This window comes from Xanthobacter luteus (assembly GCF_040049235.1).
GTDB lineage: Bacteria > Pseudomonadota > Alphaproteobacteria > Rhizobiales > Xanthobacteraceae > Xanthobacter.
In genome coordinates, this window is sequence record NZ_JBDZDO010000009.1 from 23066 (window position 1) to 39107 (window position 16042).

General features: G+C 67.5%; 13 protein-coding genes and 1 tRNA gene. 7 read left to right on the forward strand and 7 right to left on the reverse strand.

All coding sequences use genetic code 11. The features are described from left to right. Nucleotides 1-62 precede the first annotated feature (62 nt). Complete coding sequence (locus tag ABLE88_RS22250) at nucleotides 63-4400, reverse strand: chemotaxis protein CheB (RefSeq protein ID WP_348834013.1); 4338 nt, start codon at nucleotides 4398-4400, stop codon at nucleotides 63-65. Nucleotides 4401-4738: 338 nt separating this feature from the next. Here ABLE88_RS22250 and ABLE88_RS22255 point away from each other — a divergent pair, with 338 nt between their 5' ends. Genes ABLE88_RS22255 through ABLE88_RS22265 form a run of 3 tightly spaced genes read left to right on the forward strand, consistent with a single transcriptional unit; the run spans nucleotide 4739 to nucleotide 5655 of the window. Next, nucleotides 4739-5101 carry a site-specific integrase gene (locus tag ABLE88_RS22255; RefSeq protein WP_348834014.1) on the forward strand — a complete coding sequence of 121 codons (363 nt, stop codon included), beginning with the start codon at nucleotides 4739-4741 and terminating at the stop codon, nucleotides 5099-5101. Nucleotides 5102-5150: 49 nt separating this feature from the next. After that, nucleotides 5151-5351, forward strand: a complete 201-nt coding sequence (locus ABLE88_RS22260) for a BrnT family toxin (protein ID WP_348834015.1) — start codon at nucleotides 5151-5153, stop codon at nucleotides 5349-5351. After that, nucleotides 5338-5655 carry a BrnA antitoxin family protein gene (locus ABLE88_RS22265; RefSeq protein WP_348834016.1) on the forward strand — a complete coding sequence of 106 codons (318 nt, stop codon included), beginning with the start codon at nucleotides 5338-5340 and terminating at the stop codon, nucleotides 5653-5655. The genes ABLE88_RS22260 and ABLE88_RS22265 overlap by 14 nt, the downstream gene beginning before the upstream one ends. A 456-nt stretch (nucleotides 5656-6111) precedes the next feature. On the opposite strand, the gene ABLE88_RS22270 is transcribed toward ABLE88_RS22265, so the two are convergent. Both ABLE88_RS22270 and ABLE88_RS22275 read right to left on the reverse strand, forming a co-directional pair. Further along, on the reverse strand, nucleotides 6112-6573 hold the full coding sequence (locus ABLE88_RS22270) for a hypothetical protein (protein ID WP_348834018.1): 462 nt from the start codon (nucleotides 6571-6573) through the stop codon (nucleotides 6112-6114). Between the two features lie 107 nt (nucleotides 6574-6680). After that, entirely contained in the window at nucleotides 6681-7166 is a 486-nt protein-coding gene (locus ABLE88_RS22275) for a helix-turn-helix domain-containing protein (protein WP_348834019.1), read from the reverse strand. Between the two features lie 227 nt (nucleotides 7167-7393). On the opposite strand from ABLE88_RS22275, the gene ABLE88_RS22280 reads away from it, so the two are divergent. Beyond that, nucleotides 7394-7696: a helix-turn-helix domain-containing protein gene (locus ABLE88_RS22280; protein ID WP_348834020.1), complete on the forward strand. Its 303-nt coding sequence runs from the start codon at nucleotides 7394-7396 to the stop codon at nucleotides 7694-7696. A gap of 601 nt (nucleotides 7697-8297) precedes the next feature. On the opposite strand, the gene ABLE88_RS22285 is transcribed toward ABLE88_RS22280, so the two are convergent. Beyond that, nucleotides 8298-8374 (reverse strand) — tRNA-Arg (locus tag ABLE88_RS22285). Between the two features lie 248 nt (nucleotides 8375-8622). Between ABLE88_RS22285 and ABLE88_RS22290 the strand changes: the two genes are divergently transcribed. The 3 genes from ABLE88_RS22290 (at nucleotide 8623) to rpsA (ending at nucleotide 14260) form a co-directional block, all read left to right on the forward strand. Beyond that, nucleotides 8623-9477 carry a hypothetical protein gene (locus ABLE88_RS22290; protein WP_348834021.1) on the forward strand — a complete coding sequence of 285 codons (855 nt, stop codon included), beginning with the start codon at nucleotides 8623-8625 and terminating at the stop codon, nucleotides 9475-9477. Between the two features lie 187 nt (nucleotides 9478-9664). Beyond that, on the forward strand, nucleotides 9665-11104 hold the full coding sequence (locus tag ABLE88_RS22295; protein WP_348834022.1) for a M48 family metalloprotease: 1440 nt from the start codon (nucleotides 9665-9667) through the stop codon (nucleotides 11102-11104). Between the two features lie 1449 nt (nucleotides 11105-12553). Beyond that, a complete protein-coding gene (gene rpsA, locus ABLE88_RS22300; RefSeq protein ID WP_348834023.1) occupies nucleotides 12554-14260 on the forward strand; it encodes a 30S ribosomal protein S1 in 1707 nt (568 codons plus the stop codon). Between the two features lie 101 nt (nucleotides 14261-14361). Here the strand turns inward: rpsA and ABLE88_RS22305 are convergent, their stop codons facing one another. The 3 genes from ABLE88_RS22305 to ihfB all read right to left on the reverse strand — a co-directional run bounded on the left by ABLE88_RS22305 (nucleotide 14362) and on the right by ihfB (nucleotide 15956). Then, entirely contained in the window at nucleotides 14362-15117 is a 756-nt protein-coding gene (locus tag ABLE88_RS22305; RefSeq protein ID WP_348834024.1) for a carbonic anhydrase, read from the reverse strand. 217 nt (nucleotides 15118-15334) lie between these two features. Further along, complete coding sequence (locus ABLE88_RS22310; RefSeq protein ID WP_348834025.1) at nucleotides 15335-15682, reverse strand: lipopolysaccharide assembly protein LapA domain-containing protein; 348 nt, start codon at nucleotides 15680-15682, stop codon at nucleotides 15335-15337. Next, nucleotides 15672-15956 carry an integration host factor subunit beta gene (gene ihfB / locus ABLE88_RS22315; RefSeq protein ID WP_121622447.1) on the reverse strand — a complete coding sequence of 95 codons (285 nt, stop codon included), beginning with the start codon at nucleotides 15954-15956 and terminating at the stop codon, nucleotides 15672-15674. The genes ABLE88_RS22310 and ihfB overlap by 11 nt, the downstream gene beginning before the upstream one ends. Nucleotides 15957-16042 lie beyond the last annotated feature (86 nt).

Consider the following 16042-nt stretch of genomic DNA (forward strand, 5'->3'; position numbering starts at 1 on the left):
GGTCGGACGGCCGTTGCCGCGCGCCCCCTTGGAGTCGAACGAGGCTGGCGTCCCCGTCCAATTCAGGAGGTTGGGTCCCGGCTCCCGTCTGAGGATGCGAACACGATGCGGGCCAGTCCGGGCAGGGATTTGGCCCCGGTTTTCTTCATGATCGCCGCGCGGTGGTTTTCCACCGTGCGCTGGCTGATGCCGAGGTCGGCGGCGATGTTCTTGCTGGGATGCCCGGCGAGCACGAGATCCAGAATCTGGCGCTGCCGCCCGGTCAGGGACGCCAGCTGCGCCACTGCCGCGGCGCGCCACCCGGCCGGCTGACCCTGGTCCCGCGCCTGCTGCAGCGCCCGTTCGACACTTCCGACCAACTCCCTGCGCGCGACCGGCTTCTCGATGAAGTCGAAGGCGCCGGCTTTCATGGCCTGGACCGCCATCCGCACGTCGCTATGGCCGGTGACCATGATGGCAGGCAACCGGTGGCCGCCATCCTGGAGCCGCTGCAGAAGTTCGAGGCCCGTCATGCCGGGCAGGGTAGCATCGACGAGGAGGCAGCCCTCCGGGCCGGCCCGATAGGCGTCAAGGAAAGCCTCGCAGCTCTCGAAATCCTCGACCTTGTGGCCGGCCTCTTCCAGCACGGCGCGCATGCCCTGCCGGATATTGTCGTCGTCGTCGACGATGAAGATCACCGGTCGGCGCGCGGCGGCGGGACTTGCGCCTGCGGGCGCATCGACGGCCGGAAGCGAGGCCGTCAGCAGCCGCTGAACCTCGCTGGTCAGCTCACCCGCCTTCACCGGCTTGGTGAGCTGCACGCAGTCCCGAGCGGCGATCTCGCGCAGGGTGCCTGTCGAGATGTCTCCGGTGATCACCACCACCGGGATATCGCTGCGCAGCTGGGTGCGCAGCCGCGCCGAGGCCTCGAGCCCGGTCATGCCATTCGGCAGGTTGTAGTCCGCCAGGATCAGATCGGGCCGGATTGCGCCCCGCTCCACCAGCTCCAGTGCGGCGGCGCCATCGGTGGCGGCGGTCACCAGATGCCCTTCGCTGGTCAGCAGGAGCTGGAGCAGGGCGCGGACGTCGGGATCGTCCTCGATCACCAGGATGGCAGCCTTCTGGCCGGCCGGCGTGGCGGCGGGAACGGCGGGCTCCCCTTGCGGGCCCGCTTCGGCCGCCGCCGCGAGCTTGACCTCGACGGAGAACACCGAGCCGCGGCCGGGATGCGAGCGCACCTGGATCGGGTGGCCGAGCAGGGTGCCGAGCCTCTGCACGATCGCAAGACCCAGACCGAGGCCGAGATTGCGATCGCGCGCGGCGTTGTGGAGCTGGTGGTATTCGTTGAAGATCGCCTGATGCTCCTCCACCGGAATGCCCACCCCGGTGTCCCAGACCTCGATGCGCAGCCCCGGGCCATGCCTGCGGCAGCCGACCAGCACATGCCCGCGCTCAGTGTATTTCAGCGCGTTGGAGATCAGGTTGCGCACCATCTGCTCCAGCAGGCGCGGATCGCTCTCCACGGACAGGCTGCACGGGATCACGCGCAGCCTGAGCCGCTTGGCCTGCGCATGGTAGGTCAGCTCCTGCCGCAGTCGATCGAGCAGATCGTTGATGGGGAAGCTGGCCACCTCGGCGCGCAACGTCCCGGCCTCGATCTGGTTGATGTCGAGCAGCGCATTGAGCATGCCCGACATGGCGCTGACGGTCTCGTCGAGGCGCACGACGAGGCGCTCGGCCTTCTCCCCCGTCACCGCCTTCGCCAGAAGCCCCTGGAGCAGCACCAATGATTGCAGCGGCTGGCGCAGGTCATGGCTCGCGGCGGCCAGGAAGCGCGACTTGGCGGTGTTGGCGAGCTCTGCCTCCCGTCGGGCGGCCTCCAACGCATCGGCGGTTCGCCGGCGCTCGGTGACGTCCACGAACGTGATGACGACCCCGTCCACTCCCTCGCCCTGGGTGCGATAGGGCAGGATGCGGCGCAGATACCAAGCGCCGTTGCGGGCCTCGACCTCCCGTTCGATCGGCGCTCGGCCGGTGAGCACGGAGCGGATGTCGTCCATCAGCGTCCCGTCGTCGGCGAGCGAACTCAAGTCCGAGAGCGGGCGTCCCACGTCCCCCGGAATGACGCTGAACAGGTGACGGGTCGCGGGGGTGAAGAAGCGGATCTTCAGCTCGGTGTCGAGGAACAGGGTGGCGACGTCGGTGCTGTAGAGCACGTTCTGCAGGTCGCTCGACGTGGTGCGCTGGCGCTCCAGGGTCTCCTGGAGCTGGCCATTGAGCGCCGTCAGCTCCTCGTTGAGGGACTGCAACTCCTCCTTCGAGGCCAGAAGCTCCTCGTTGGTGGATTGGAACTCCTCGTTGACCGACAGGGCCTCCTCGTTGACCGCCTTCTGCTCCTCGCTGGAAATCTCCAGGTTGCGGATAGCGCTCTCAAGCTCGGCCCGCGTGACTTCCAGCTCCCGCTCCAGCTCGGCCACGCGGCCGCGGTCGCGCGCGGTCAGCGGGCGGGCGGGCGCCTGTGCTCCCGCGGGCGGGCCGTCGAGGAAGCAGACCAGCAGCAGTTCCTCGCCCTCGCTCTCCACCGGGTGCACGACTATGGAGAAGGTGAAGGGCTTGCCGTCGCGGGTCGCGCTGGCGCCGTCGACGCAGGTGCGGGCCCGGCTCTGGATGGCGCGCTGGATCGCCGCGCGCAGCTTGGTTCGCACCCCCTCCCGCGCCATGGAGAGCAGATCGTGGACCGGCTGTCCTGAGGCCAGCCGCAGATAGGCATCGGTGGGGCCGAGGTAATAGAGGCACTCGAGCTTACGGTTGATGAGGACCGCCGCCGGTGCGTAATGCTCCAGGATCAGGCGTCGGCAGAGCTCCGCCAGCGCGTTCTGGTGGGAGGATGGCGGATGCGGTGCCGGGCGCGGGCTGGTGTTCAGGCTGTCCACCGCGCCGAGGGAGAAGCGCAGGTCCGACGGCCGTCCCGGACCCACGTGGCGATAGAGCCGGATCGGCTTGGAGACCATCTCGAAGCGGGAGTCCGCGCCGCTGACCTCTTCCGATGTGCCGAGCAGGAGAAGCCCGCGCTCCACCAGGGCGAAATGGAACAGGGAGACGATCTTCGCCTGCGCCTCCGGGTTCAGATAGATCAGCACGTTGCGGCAGGAGATCAGGTCGAGACGCGAGAATGGCGGATCGGCCAGCAGGTTCTGGACCGTGAACACCACCGCGGCTCGCAGGTCGGGCGCGATCCGGAAGCCCTGGACGTCCTTGGAGAAGAAGCGCTCCATGCGTTCGGGTGTCAGGTCACCCTCGATGGTCCGGGGATAGAAGCCCTCCCGCGCCCGCGCGACGGCGTCGGGGTCGACATCGGAGGCAAAGACCTGAAGCCGGATGGTGCGCTTGTCCGCCGCGATGGCTTCTAGGAACAGCATGGCGAGTGAATAGGCTTCCTCGCCGGTGCTGCACCCCGGCACCCAGATGCGCAACGGGCGGCCGGGGGGGTGGTCGCGCACCAGATCGGGAATGATCTTCTCGGCGAGATAGCCGAACACCTTCGGGTCGCGGAAGAAGCCGGTGACGTTGATGAGCAGGTCCTGCGCCAGGAGATCGAGCTCGGCCGGACTGCTCTCCAGCAGATCGAGATAGCGTTCCATCTGGTCGATGCCGATGGACGCCAGGGCCATGCGCCGCTCGGTCCGACGCTGAAGGGTTCCCGGCTTGTAGAGCTTGAAATCGAACGCCGTCCGGGCGCGCAGAAGGTCGACGATCCGCGCTAAGGTCGGGCTCCCCGTCACATTGGCACCATGCGCGCCGCGGGTCGCCAGCGCCTGCGGGATCTGCTCCACCGGCAGCACGAGATCCACTGCGCCGGTGGCGATGGCGTTGCGCGGCATGCCGCCATAGCCGGCCTCTGTTGGGTCCTGGGCGATGGTGAACCCACCGTGCTCCCGCACGGCCTTCAGCCCGTCGCTCCCGTCGGTCCCGGTGCCCGAAAGGATCACGCCGATGGCGCGGTCGCCATATTCGGCTGCCAGCGACTTCAGCAGAAAATCGAACGGGAGCCGCGCGCCGTGCGGAGCAACGGGCGCCGTGAGGCGCAGGCGGCCCGCCCTGACCGACAGGTAGAAGCCCGGAGGGATGATGTAGAGATGGTCACGCTCGATCGGAACATCGTCCGCCGCCTGGCGCACCACCATCGACGTGTGGGCCGCCAGCAGGTCAGCCATCATGCTTTCGTGAGTGGGATCGAGATGCTGCACCAGAATGAGCGCCATTCCGGGCGTTCCGGGCAGCGCGCGGAGCAAATTCTTGCACGCGTCCAGCCCGCCGGCAGACGCGCCGACACCGACCACGGGAAAGCCCTCGGTCGCGGCGCTGAGGGTCATTGATCGTGGCACGGCTGTCCTACCCGCGCGCTTGGGGAAGTTTGACATTCGCTCTAATCTAGCAGGCTTATGGAATATCTTGAAGAATTTTCGCGAACACCCTTGAAATCTATTCCATATCGGGCGGGTTTGTATCTAAAAGAATGAGTCGTGCACCCTTGGAAGAGGAAGCGGATTTCAGGGTGTCGAGGCAAAGGGAGATTCCCTTCTGTCCGTTGCTGTGTTTCGTATCGGGTCTGCTTTTGGCGAGGTCGACCCTTCTGACACGGGTGACGGGCGAGGATTGGGAGGTCGCTCCTGGGTGGTCCGCGCCCATCAGGTCTTATGTTGGATTCCATCGAGGTAGTCGCCCATGTCTCCACGGCGGGGCGAAAGGGGCGTTGCGAGTGCTAATCTTCACCGGCGCCCGCCTTCGCGAAATCCTCACCCTCAAGTGGACGCATGTCGACCTAGAGCGCGGGTTGCTGCTCCTCCCCGATTCGAAGACCGGGCGCAAAGCAATCGTCCTCAACGCGCCCGCCCTCGCCATTCTCGCCAGCCTGCCCCGGCTCGGCAATTTCGTCATTGCCGGCGCAGATCCGAAGAAGCCCCGGGCCGATCTTTGCCAAGCCAGGCCCCTTTTCCAAGCCCCGAGCACGCCTCGGGGCTTTGTCGTTTGGGGCATCCAATCCGCTTCGCAATGCCACCGCATTTTTCGTGTACGAAAATATGGCCGGCAGAGGCATTTGCGTGTACGAATAATCCCATGAAGATCACGTGGGACGAGCCCACGCGCCAGACCAACTCGCGAAGCGGGGAATGGACTTCGCGGCCCTCGACCTGGCGTTCTTCGCCGCGGCCACCGTCGCGCCCGCCAGGAAGAACCGCTTCATGGCGGTGGGCGTCTTCCAGGGCGCCGTCATTGCGGTGATCTTCGCGCCGCTCGGCTCGGAAGCCCTGGCCGTGATCTCGATGCGCCGCGCCAGCCGCAAGGAAAGGGCAGGCCATGGGTACGCGTAAGCACAAGATCGCCCCCCTCACCGATGCCGAGGAGGCGGAAATTCAACGGCAGATCGCGGCCGATCCCGACGACGCGGAGCTGACAGACGCGCAGATCGCGCAGGCCAAGCCCTTCGCCGAGGCGTTTCCGGAGCTGATGGAGCGCATCAAGCGCGCGCGCGGGCGCCCCAAGGTGGAGAGCCCCAAGGAGGCCGTGACGCTGCGCCTGGCGCCGGAGACGGTGGCGCGCTTCAAGACCATGGGCGGGAAGGACTGGCGCGCGAAGATGAGCGAGGCCCTGGAGAAGGCCGCCCGGCGCGGATGATGAGGGCGCGCCCTTGGCGGACGGGCGGGCGCGTTTAAGGCGGAGCCAACTCCGCCTATGTTTCCCGCAGCGAAGGAATCACGTCACCGACCCTGCTTCGTGTCGACCCGCGAGAGCACATCTTCGGAAGGGGCGTCTACAGCGCCCCAGAGGCCTTGCGGCTGCTCAACTTTGATCGCGAAGCAGGCGAGGCCACCAAGGTCTCGCCGCAGACCGTGCGCCGCTGGCTCTGTGTGTGCCGCGCAGAACCGGGCTGCACCTTGGGGGTTAGGCGGGAATATCCGGGAACAGCCGGGATCAGGCGGGCAGAACTGAGCGTTGGCGGGCTCTGGCGGGCCGTCGCGGAATCTCACCGCGTGGGCATGCACAATGCAGCGGGCGCAGGACCGAATTGCACCGGAGCGTCGCTCTTGACCCCGGCGCAGAACCAAATTGCACCGGCCACCGGGGCAGATATCACAGCCCGGCCGGTCGCCGTACAATCGCGCGCCACTGGTCGCCGTCAGCGCGCAAGACGTAGTCCCAACCGCCCAAACGGCCGTCCGATCTCACGCGGTCCGCGTACAGCTGCCTGAGGAGTGTCGCCGCAAAGGCTTCGCGAGCGTCTGCCGGGAGCTCCGGCGAAAACACCGCAAGAAGGCTCAGTAGGATGCGCGCCAGCCCCGCATCCGACTGAGCAGCGGGGATTTTGAAGACGCTATCGACGGTGCGGCGCCTTGCATCGCCGGCCTCCCAGGCCACGTTCGCCGAGACGGCCCCGGTCCCCTTAAAAGCACAAAGCCGGTCTCCGCATTGTGGAGCATTCAAACGGACAGTGGCACCGAAGAGGTCGGCAGCGCGATTGAAACGCTCGCCATAAGCATTTGCGGGCACCTCTGCCCCGCGGGCAGGGATCGAAGTCGCCCAGATCAGCGCCATGACGGCTGCACCAAAAACGTGCAAAGCGAACCCCCCATTTACCGTAGCTAAAGCGTGGCCACACGAGTCTACACGCGCCGGTGGCAGAATGGCCATCTTTACGACCATCAGGCCGAGGCTTTGCCAGATCCAGGCGCCGCGGCCGTGACGCGCAGGTCTGCGCGAAGCTGTGTCACAATCAGCTTGACCATCGCGAGGCGCTCGTCCGAAACCGAAGTCGCAGCAACGATTTCGGCATACTTGCGCGCGACCAAGCGCCCCAGATCGATGGCAGGAAGCGAAACGCGCTCATCTTTGTAGAGACGCGCGATGGCGTCGGTAATGCGCCCCATGAGCTCATCGTCGATCTCGGATGGACCGGCCGTTCCCGTTGGCGCTTCAGCGTCTTTCCCCGACAGCCAATCGATCGAGAGACCCGTCAGGCCAGAAACCGCCACCATGAAAGAGAGTTTCGGCTCGTTTCTGCCTGCCAAGTAGTTGCCCAAGGTACGACGTGGCGTGCCCGTAAGCTCCGCCAAGGCGTCGATCCCACCCGCGCGCCGGGCCGCGATTCGCAATCGCTCAGCAACGACAGGCCCAAGTTCCGGCTTCATCGGACGAAGTCGGAACGAACAGGCGCCCGGCGCTGTCCGAGGGCCGAGTTCTGGAAATTGAGCCGGATCAAGCCATTAGGCAAAAATGGGCCATAAGAGCCCATCTCAGAACCCGGAACAGCAAAAACGAGCCACTTTTCTCTCCCGTGAACACATTCGCGCTCACAAACGTGCGCGCTTCGCCCCGAAAAAACCGGCCCTGGCGGGGGCCGGCTCTTGGAGGTCCCATGACCAAGCGCCCTGTCGGCATGGACAGGCACGAGATCAAGGCGGAGGTGCATCGCCGCGGCGGCACCTTGGGCGGGATTGCCAGTGCTGCCGGTCTCGACGAAAGCGCCTGCAGGGCGGCGCTCATCCGCCGTCATCTGGCGGGCGAGCGCGCCCTGGCCGACTACCTAGGTTTGGCGCCCGAGGCTGTCTGGCCCGAGCGCTACGCTAAGCCGTCGCCATGGGCGAAACGTAAACTTGCCGAGGGTGTCCCGGCTAGCCTAAAGCGCGGGCGTCGGACTGACACGGGAGTGGCCGCATGAGCCCCCGCCGGTCAGCGCCGCGTCGCGCCCTGACGCCGCCCTCCATCCGCTGCACATCGCCGAGCGCCGCATCGCCGAGGTTCGGGCCGCCTCGCTCATCGCCCTCCTGGTGGTGGCGGCGGCGCCGGTGCTCAGGCGGGCAGCCAAGTGTCGATCGGCGAAGCGGCGAAGATCTGGACCGCCTTCCGGCGCGTGGCGGTGGCTCTGGGCTGGAAGGCGGGGGAGATGCCAACGTTCCCCTTTTCGCACCGCGTCCTGGCGACTATCAGGCCTGGGAGCGGGTGCTCGGCGGGCGAATGGACCTTGAACCCTGCCTTCACGGATTGGGTGATGGGCTGGCCCATCGGGTGGACCGATCTCACGCGGCCGGTAACGGGGTTTGCTCTCTGGCTGCGGCGCTCGCGTGGCGAACTCTCAACACTCGCCTCCAGGACCGCCTGAAAGGGCCCTGAAAGGGGGTGTTAAGGGGGTGCAATATGATCCTGCGCGCGGTGCAATTCGATTTTGCGCGCTACACTTCCGCGATGCCGGCCTCAGCCTCCACACCATCCGCCGGTGCTTCGAACAGGCGGTGCGGGAGGTTCAGGACGAGCGCCCCTTCTGGTGTCCCGGAAGGGATTCGAACCCCTGACCTGCGGTTTAGGAAACCGCTGCTCTATCCTGCTGAGCTACCGGGACACACAGACGCCTTTTAATCGGCGGGCGGCGCCGTGGGAAGGCCTGCGGCGCGCCAGCCCTGGAGCCACCGCAGGGCGAGGGGCGAAGCGGAAGCGGCGGGCCGGGGACGAGCACGCCCAGGAAGGACACGGTTAGGAAAGACACGGTCAGGAAAGGTGATCGGATCGCCCGCCGCCGTGCCTTCAGGCCGGCGCCGGCACGCCCTACCCTGTTGAGGACATTCCCTGTCCACCGTTCCGGCCCGAGCCATGCCGCAGCGCCTCGCCATCGTCACACTCACCGCCGCGGTCCTCGCCTGCGGCGACGGGCGGACAGCGCGGGGGTGCGAGGCGATGGCTGCCGGCGCGCCGGCGGACGCGGCCGCCCGCGAGGCTCTCCCCGAGGTCCCGCTCGCCGCGTCCTGGGGCGCGGACGGCGCGCTGGCGCTCTCCGACGGCCGCGCTCTGGTGCCGGCAGGGATCGCTCTGCCCACGGCGCTCGATCCCCAGGCGGACCTCGTCGCGCGCTCCCGCGCCGCGGCGACGGCGGTGCTCGACGGGCGCTTCGTGGTGCCGCGCGCCCGCCGCCGCGATCGGCACGGGCGCCTCGTCGGGGACGCGCGCCTTGCGGGGGCGCCAAGCGTGGCCGCCAGCCCCGATGCCTCTTTGGTCCTCGCTTTGCTTGCCGCCGGGGCGGGCTTCGCCGACCCGCGGGGCGCCCCGTCCTGCGCCGCCGCGCTGCTGGCCGCGGAAGCGCAGGCGCGGCGGGAGAGGCGGGGCATCTTCCAGGGCGCCGGCGCGCTCGCCCCGGCGCGCGACGAGGCGCTTCTGGCACGCCGCGCCGGCCTGTTCGCCCTCGCCGAGGGCCGCATCCGCGCCACCGGCGCCACGCGGGAGAAGGTCTTCCTCAATTTCGGCGCACGCTGGCGCGAGGACTTCACCATCGTCCTGCCGGCCGGCGATTTCGCCACAATCTTGGGGGATGGCCTCGATCCCGCCATGTTGCGCGGCACCCTAGTGGAGGTGCGCGGCGTGGTGCGCATGGACGGCGGACCGGCCATGCTCGTCCGCACCCGGGACGAGATCGCGATCCTGGACGGCCCGCTGGCCGAGGACGCGGACTGAGGAATCGGATCCGCGCACGCGCGCTGCGCGTTTACGGGGTGAAGGTGCACGGGGTGAAGGTATAACCGGTGAAGGAGGACGGAGCACGGTGACGAGCCTGGCGGTGCGGCAGAGGCGGACGAGGCAAGGCGCGGCGCCCGCGCGTGCCGACGTTCGCGCGCGCCTGTGGCGCGGACCTGCGCTGGCCTTGCCGCTGCTGCTCTCGGCCTGCGCCGGCATCGACCTCGACCAGGCCGGGGTCTCGGTGGGCGCCGGTGCCGGCGGCGACGGTTCCACGCGCTCCGAGTTCGCCGAGATGTCGCCCGCCCAGCGCGGCGAGCACGAGCGCCTCATCGCCTCCTATGGCGGCGCCTATGCCGATCCCCAGCTCAAGGCGCTGATCCAGCAGACGGTGGAGCGCCTGGTGGCGGCCTCCGAGCGGCCCGATCTGAAATACCGCGTCACGGTGCTGAACTCGCCCGCCATCAACGCCTTCGCGCTCTCCAACGGCTCGCTCTACGTGACGCGCGGCCTGCTGGCGCTTGCCAACGACACCTCCGAGCTCTCCTCGGTGCTGGCCCACGAGATGGCGCACGTGATCGCCCGCCACGCGGTGATCCGCGAGGACCAGATGGAGCGCACCGTGCTGGTGAGCCGCGTGGTGTCCGACGTGCTGAACGACCCGGCGGTGGGCGCGCTGACGCTGGAGAAGAGCCGCAGCACGCTCGCCACCTTCTCCCGCGGCCAGGAACTGGAGGCGGACGCCATCGGCGTCGGCATCGCCGCCCGCGCCGGCTTCGATCCCTATGGCGCCTCGCGCTTCCTCGGCGACATGGGTCGCTTCGCGGAACTGCGCGCCGGCGGCCTCTCGGCCAAGTCCGGCGCCGCCGGAGAGGTGGACTTCCTCTCCTCCCACCCGGCGACGCCGGAACGCATCTCCATCGCCATCGCCAATGCGCGCCAGTATGCCCAGCCCGGCAGCGGCGAGCGCGACCGCGCGGTCTACCTTGCCGCCATCGACGGCATGATCTACGGCGATGATCCCAAGGAAGGCTTCGTCCGCGGCCGCACCTTCTTCCACCCCAAGCTCGGCTTCACCTTCTCGGCGCCGGAGGGCTTCTCGCTGGAGAACACCTCCCAGGCGGTGCTCGGCGCCACCCAGGCGGGGCGCGAGGCGCTCAGGCTCGATGCGGTGCGCGTCTCCGCCAACCAGTCGCTGGCGCAATACCTGTCCTCCGGCTGGATCGAGGGGGTGGAGATCAACACCGTCGAGACCCTCACCATCAACGGCTTCTCCGCCGCCACCGCGATCGCCCGCGGCGACCAGTGGTCGTTCCGCATGTTCGCCATCCGCTTCGGCTCGGACGTCTACCGCCTGATCTTCGCCGCCCGCGAGCTGACGCCGGAGGTGGACCGGCAGTTCCGCGCCGCCGCCTCCTCGTTCCGGCGGGTCACGTCGGGCGAGGCCGATGCGGTGAAGCCGCTGCGGGTGCGGGTGGTGGGCGTGGGCCTCGGCGAGGGGCCGGAGAAGTTCGCCGCCCGCATGCAGGTGCCGGACCGGCCGCTGGAGCGCTTCATGATCCTCAACGGGCTCGAGGCCGGCGCCAAGCTGAAGTATGGCGAGAAGGTCAAGATCATCGCCGAGTGAGGCGCTTGGCGATGCCGGCCGGCAATCGCCCCGTTCCCGGCATTTGTACCTGAGCCTTTCAGGCCACGCCGACAATTGTCCAGCCGCCGGAATGGGATCGCCTGTGCAATCGGGCAAGGCCTGATGCCGCCTGTGGCCGCGCACGGCCGAGGGCCGAGCACCAAGCTCGTGCGGACCGTCAATGACATTGCGACACGGCGGCGCCCTGTCCCGGACTGGCGCGAGGGGGAAGACCGCGTTTCCGGGCTTCATCAGCCCTCGCCGGTCTCGTGCGGAGCACGCGCCACGTAGTTGTCCGGTGTGCGTCTACTCCAATTGGAGGATGGCACGGCCTCCCTCCGCGCTTAAGCATTTTTTCAGCCGCACCTCAAATTCGAAAGCGCCGCATGATCAGCTGACCGTCAAACATCTCCGATTGCAATCGATCATTATTACATAAAATCGGCTGCTGATCTGATGCAGATGCTGCTTCTCAGAAAGGTATGACTATGAAATTCGCATACGTCATGACGATCATAATGTGCCTGACCCCTTCTCTCGCTCTGGCCCAGAAGGGGTGGGACGGCAGCGATGCGGGCAGCCGGTCGACAGGCTCCCCAAGCTCAAGCAACAAATGGTGCCTCTTTCGGAAGGGAGAGTGCGTGAGAGAGAGGTGCCGGAGTGTCAATCCGAATGACTGCCGCGTCCGATGCACGGAAGACACTGTTGTATACTGCACAAACAAGCCGATCAGAGCTCCAAATGACAATCATTATGTCCAGTAAATTGGGCTATGTTTTCAACAAGCCCCAGACCACATCCGCCCCATGCGGTCAATGAACAGAGCATGAGTGCCATAGAACTTTCTACGGGCGCATTTTCCTGCCTGCCGCACCACGTTTTCGGCAGTTTGCCATTTCGATGTCTCGCACGGGAATCCGGGGGGGCTCCCGCCCTGCCGTTGGGCGCGGGGAGGGTCGCCCGGCCCCCGCGAGGCCCTCGTGGTGAGAACTGAAGGCGCGCCGGCGAGGATCGGTCGCTGCGGACGGTGCCGGCGGGAGCCGCGCCTGACGCGCGGCCGAGGCCGAAGCAAGGTGGCGGAAGCGCGGCGGCCGTGCCTGCGCCGTGCCGCCGTCCGGACAAGTCTTTCTACCCCAACCCTTGCAATTCCGTCCTTCCTCCCCTAATTGATGGCCGTCCGTGGTCGCGCTCCTTCAAGGTGGAGGCCGCCCGGGCGGGCCTGGGGCTGCGGGATACGCGCCCCAGTCGTCGGAGGCAGCCCGCCCTGGCTTTCGCTGAGCAGAACCCGGACGCGCCAATCCCAGCCCGTGCCGCTCGGCGTTCCGCGCCGGCCCGCCGATCGTCGTCGGCGGCCGTCCAGCCCGTTTCCTCGCAAGGGAGCGCCTGGACAACCGAGCAGTCCGGGTCCCTGCAACACCAGATGCCGGCGCAATGAATTTCGGAGTGTGAATGCCCGCCGTAGAAACCACCCGTGAAGATTTTGCCGCCCTGCTGGACGAGAGCTTCGGCAGCGCCGACACCCAGGAGGGTTCGGTCGTCAAGGGCATCGTGGTCGCCATCGAGAAGGATCTGGCGATCATCGACATCGGTCTGAAGACCGAAGGCCGCGTGGCGCTGCGCGAGTTCGCCGGCCCCGGCCGCGAGAACACCATCCAGGTGGGCGACGAGGTCGAGGTCTATCTCGAGCGCGTCGAGAACGCCATGGGCGAGGCCGTCCTCTCGCGCGACAAGGCGCGCCGCGAGGAGAGCTGGATCAAGCTCGAGAAGGCGTTCACCGCCAACGAGAAGGTCTTCGGGGTGATCTTCAACCAGGTGAAGGGCGGCTTCACCGTCGATCTCGACGGCGCCGTGGCCTTCCTGCCGCGCTCGCAGGTGGACATCCGCCCGATCCGCGACGTCGGCCCGCTGATGCACAACCAGCAGCCGTTCCAGATCCTCAAGATGGACCGCCGCCGCGGCAACATCGTCGTGTCCCGCCGCACCGTGCTGGAAGAGACCCGCGCCGAGCAGCGCCACGAGCTGGTGCAGAACCTCGAAGAGGGCCAGGCCATCGAGGGCGTGGTCAAGAACATCACCGATTACGGCGCGTTCGTGGACCTCGGCGGCATCGACGGCCTGCTTCACGTCACCGACATCGCCTGGCGCCGCGTGAACCACCCGACCGAGGTGCTCAACATCGGCCAGACGGTGAAGGTCAAGATCATCAAGATCAACCACGAGACTCACCGCATCTCGCTCGGCATGAAGCAGCTTCTGGGCGATCCCTGGGAGGGCATCGAGGCCAAGTATCCGGTGGAGGCCCGCTTCAAGGGTCGCGTCACCAACATCACCGACTACGGCGCGTTCGTGGAGCTGGAGCCCGGCATCGAGGGCCTCATCCACGTCTCCGAAATGAGCTGGACCAAGAAGAACGTCCATCCCGGCAAGATCGTCTCCACCTCCCAGGAAGTGGAGGTCCAGGTGCTGGAAGTGGATTCGGCCAAGCGCCGGATCTCGCTCGGCCTCAAGCAGACGCTCCAGAACCCGTGGGAGGCCTTCGCCGAGAAGTATGCCCCCGGCGCGGTGGTGGAAGGCGAGGTCAAGAACAAGACCGAGTTCGGCCTGTTCCTCGGCCTCGACGGCGATGTGGACGGCATGGTCCACCTGTCCGACCTCGACTGGAACCGTCCCGGCGAGCAGGTGATCGACGAATACCGCAAGGGCGACATGGTGAAGGCCGTGGTGCTCGACGTGGACGTCGAGAAGGAGCGCATCTCGCTCGGCATCAAGCAGCTCGCCGGCGATCCCTTCGCCGACGCGGGCGAGGTGAAGAAGGGCGCGGTCGTGACCTGCGAGGTCACGGACGTGAAGGACGGCGGCATCGAGGTGAAGCTCTCGGGCACCGACCTCAGCGCCTTCATCAAGCGCTCCGAGCTCGCCCGCGACCGCAACGACCAGCGCCCCGAGCGATTCTCCGTGGGCGACAAGCTGGACGCCCGCGTCACCTTGTTCGACCGCAAGGCGCGCAAGGTGCAGGTCTCCATCAAGGCGATGGAAATCGCCGAGGAGAAGGAGGCCGTGGCCGCCTACGGGTCGCAGGATTCGGGCGCTTCGCTCGGCGACATCCTGGGCGCCGCGCTCAAGCAGCGCGCCGCCGGGTCCGACAAGGAAGACTGACCCCGCCTCGAGGGTTCAAGACGAAAGGGCCGGCGTTCGCGCCGGCCCTTTTTGTTTGCCGATCGATGCCTCGCGGCGCCTGCGCGCGAAACCGCCCGCGCTCAGTTCAGCTGGAGCAGGAAGCGCCGGTTGACCGCCTGCAGCGGGCGCGCATTCATGGGGAAGATGGCGCGGAAGGCGTCGATGTCGGCCTGGCCCACCTCGATCGGAGCGGCGAAAACGTTCCAGTCCACCACCTCCGCGCACGGCGGCGTGGTCAGCGAGCCTTCGTAGCGATAGAGGCTCCGGCGCTCCGGCAGCAGGCGGGCGATGTCGATGACCGGCTGCGCGGCGGCCGCGCCCTCGCTCTTCGGTGCCGCCGCCATCACGGCGGCGAAGGCATCGTTGGCCTTGCCGGCCTTCATGAACACACCCACCACCGCCAGTCCGCCCTCGGGCCGGGCATGGACGAAATGGGCCTCCATGGCGGTGCGCTCGCCGCCGAGCGCGTGCTCGCTCGGGGCATGGAAGTGAAACTGCTTCAGCTCATAGACCTTGCCGCTGAGATCGGCGGTGTTCGCCGCCGAGAGCGCGTCCGCCTGGATGGTGTGGCCGTTATTGACCACCTTGAACGGCTGGGCGGTCCAGGAGAGCGTGAGCGCGGTCTGGGCCGCCGGGATGGCCGCTTCGAGGTTGATCGGCGATTGCTGGGTGCCGAGCGCGCACACCTGGAACTCCTTGGCGAGCTCGCCCCACTCCTTGGGGCCGCCATGGCCTTCATAGGTCCAATGCGGGTGGGCGGATTCCGCACGGGCGATGCTGGCACACAGCGGGCAGGCCGCAAGGCCGGTGAGGAAGCTTCGACGGCTGACGGACATGGTGGCTCTCTTTTGATCCTGGAGTGCGGACCACAAATACCACCGGAACATGAAATAAGCTTGAACCTCGCCGCAGCCCGCGTCGAAAACATTACGTAACGTAAGATGTTAGCTGAGATCGCAACGAGCGGCACCGCGCCCCGGAGGGGGTGCGCCCGGTGCCGTTTCCATCGCGTCGCGCGCGGCAGCCCGCGGGAGCATCCGCGGGCGGCTGGTTTCAGCGGCGGGGGGCGGGAAGGGAGAGAGCGGCGTCGGCCTCGCGGCGCGCCTCGGTCCGACGCGCCTCCGCCTGGCGCTGCTCGCGGCGGGCGAGCCGGGCCTCGCGACGGAAGCGGCCCTGTCGCCACCAGGTCACCACGCCGCCCAGCACCACGCCGGCGATGAGCGCCGCGAAGATCACGGCGAACAGCGGCAGCGTCACCGACACCGCCGGCGCGTGGGGCGAGAAGGGATCGAGGGAGACCATGACCGGCCGCCGGTTCGCCACCGCCAGCGCCACGGCGAGGATCGAGAGCGGAACGACGACCAGGATCGAGAGGACGCGGCCCACCGCGTCACCGCCCATCGTTGAGACGCTCGCGCATCTCCTTGCCGGTCTTGAAATAGGGCACGCTCTTCTCGCTCACCTCGACCTGCTTGCCGGTGCGCGGATTGCGGCCGACGCGGGCATCCCGCTTCTTCACCGAGAAGGCGCCGAAGCCGCGCAGCTCGACGCGGTCGCCGCGCTCGAGGGCGGAGACGATCTGCTCCAAGATCGCGTTGACGATGTTCTCGACGTCGCGCTGATAGAGATGGGGGTTGGCTTCGGCGATCTTCTGAACCAGTTCGGACTTGATCATGACGGCCTCGTCTCCCCCAGGATCGATCCAGAGCGCCGCCGATCCCGATGACCGGCTCCCGCCCGAAGCGGGGCGGGGCGAAGGCG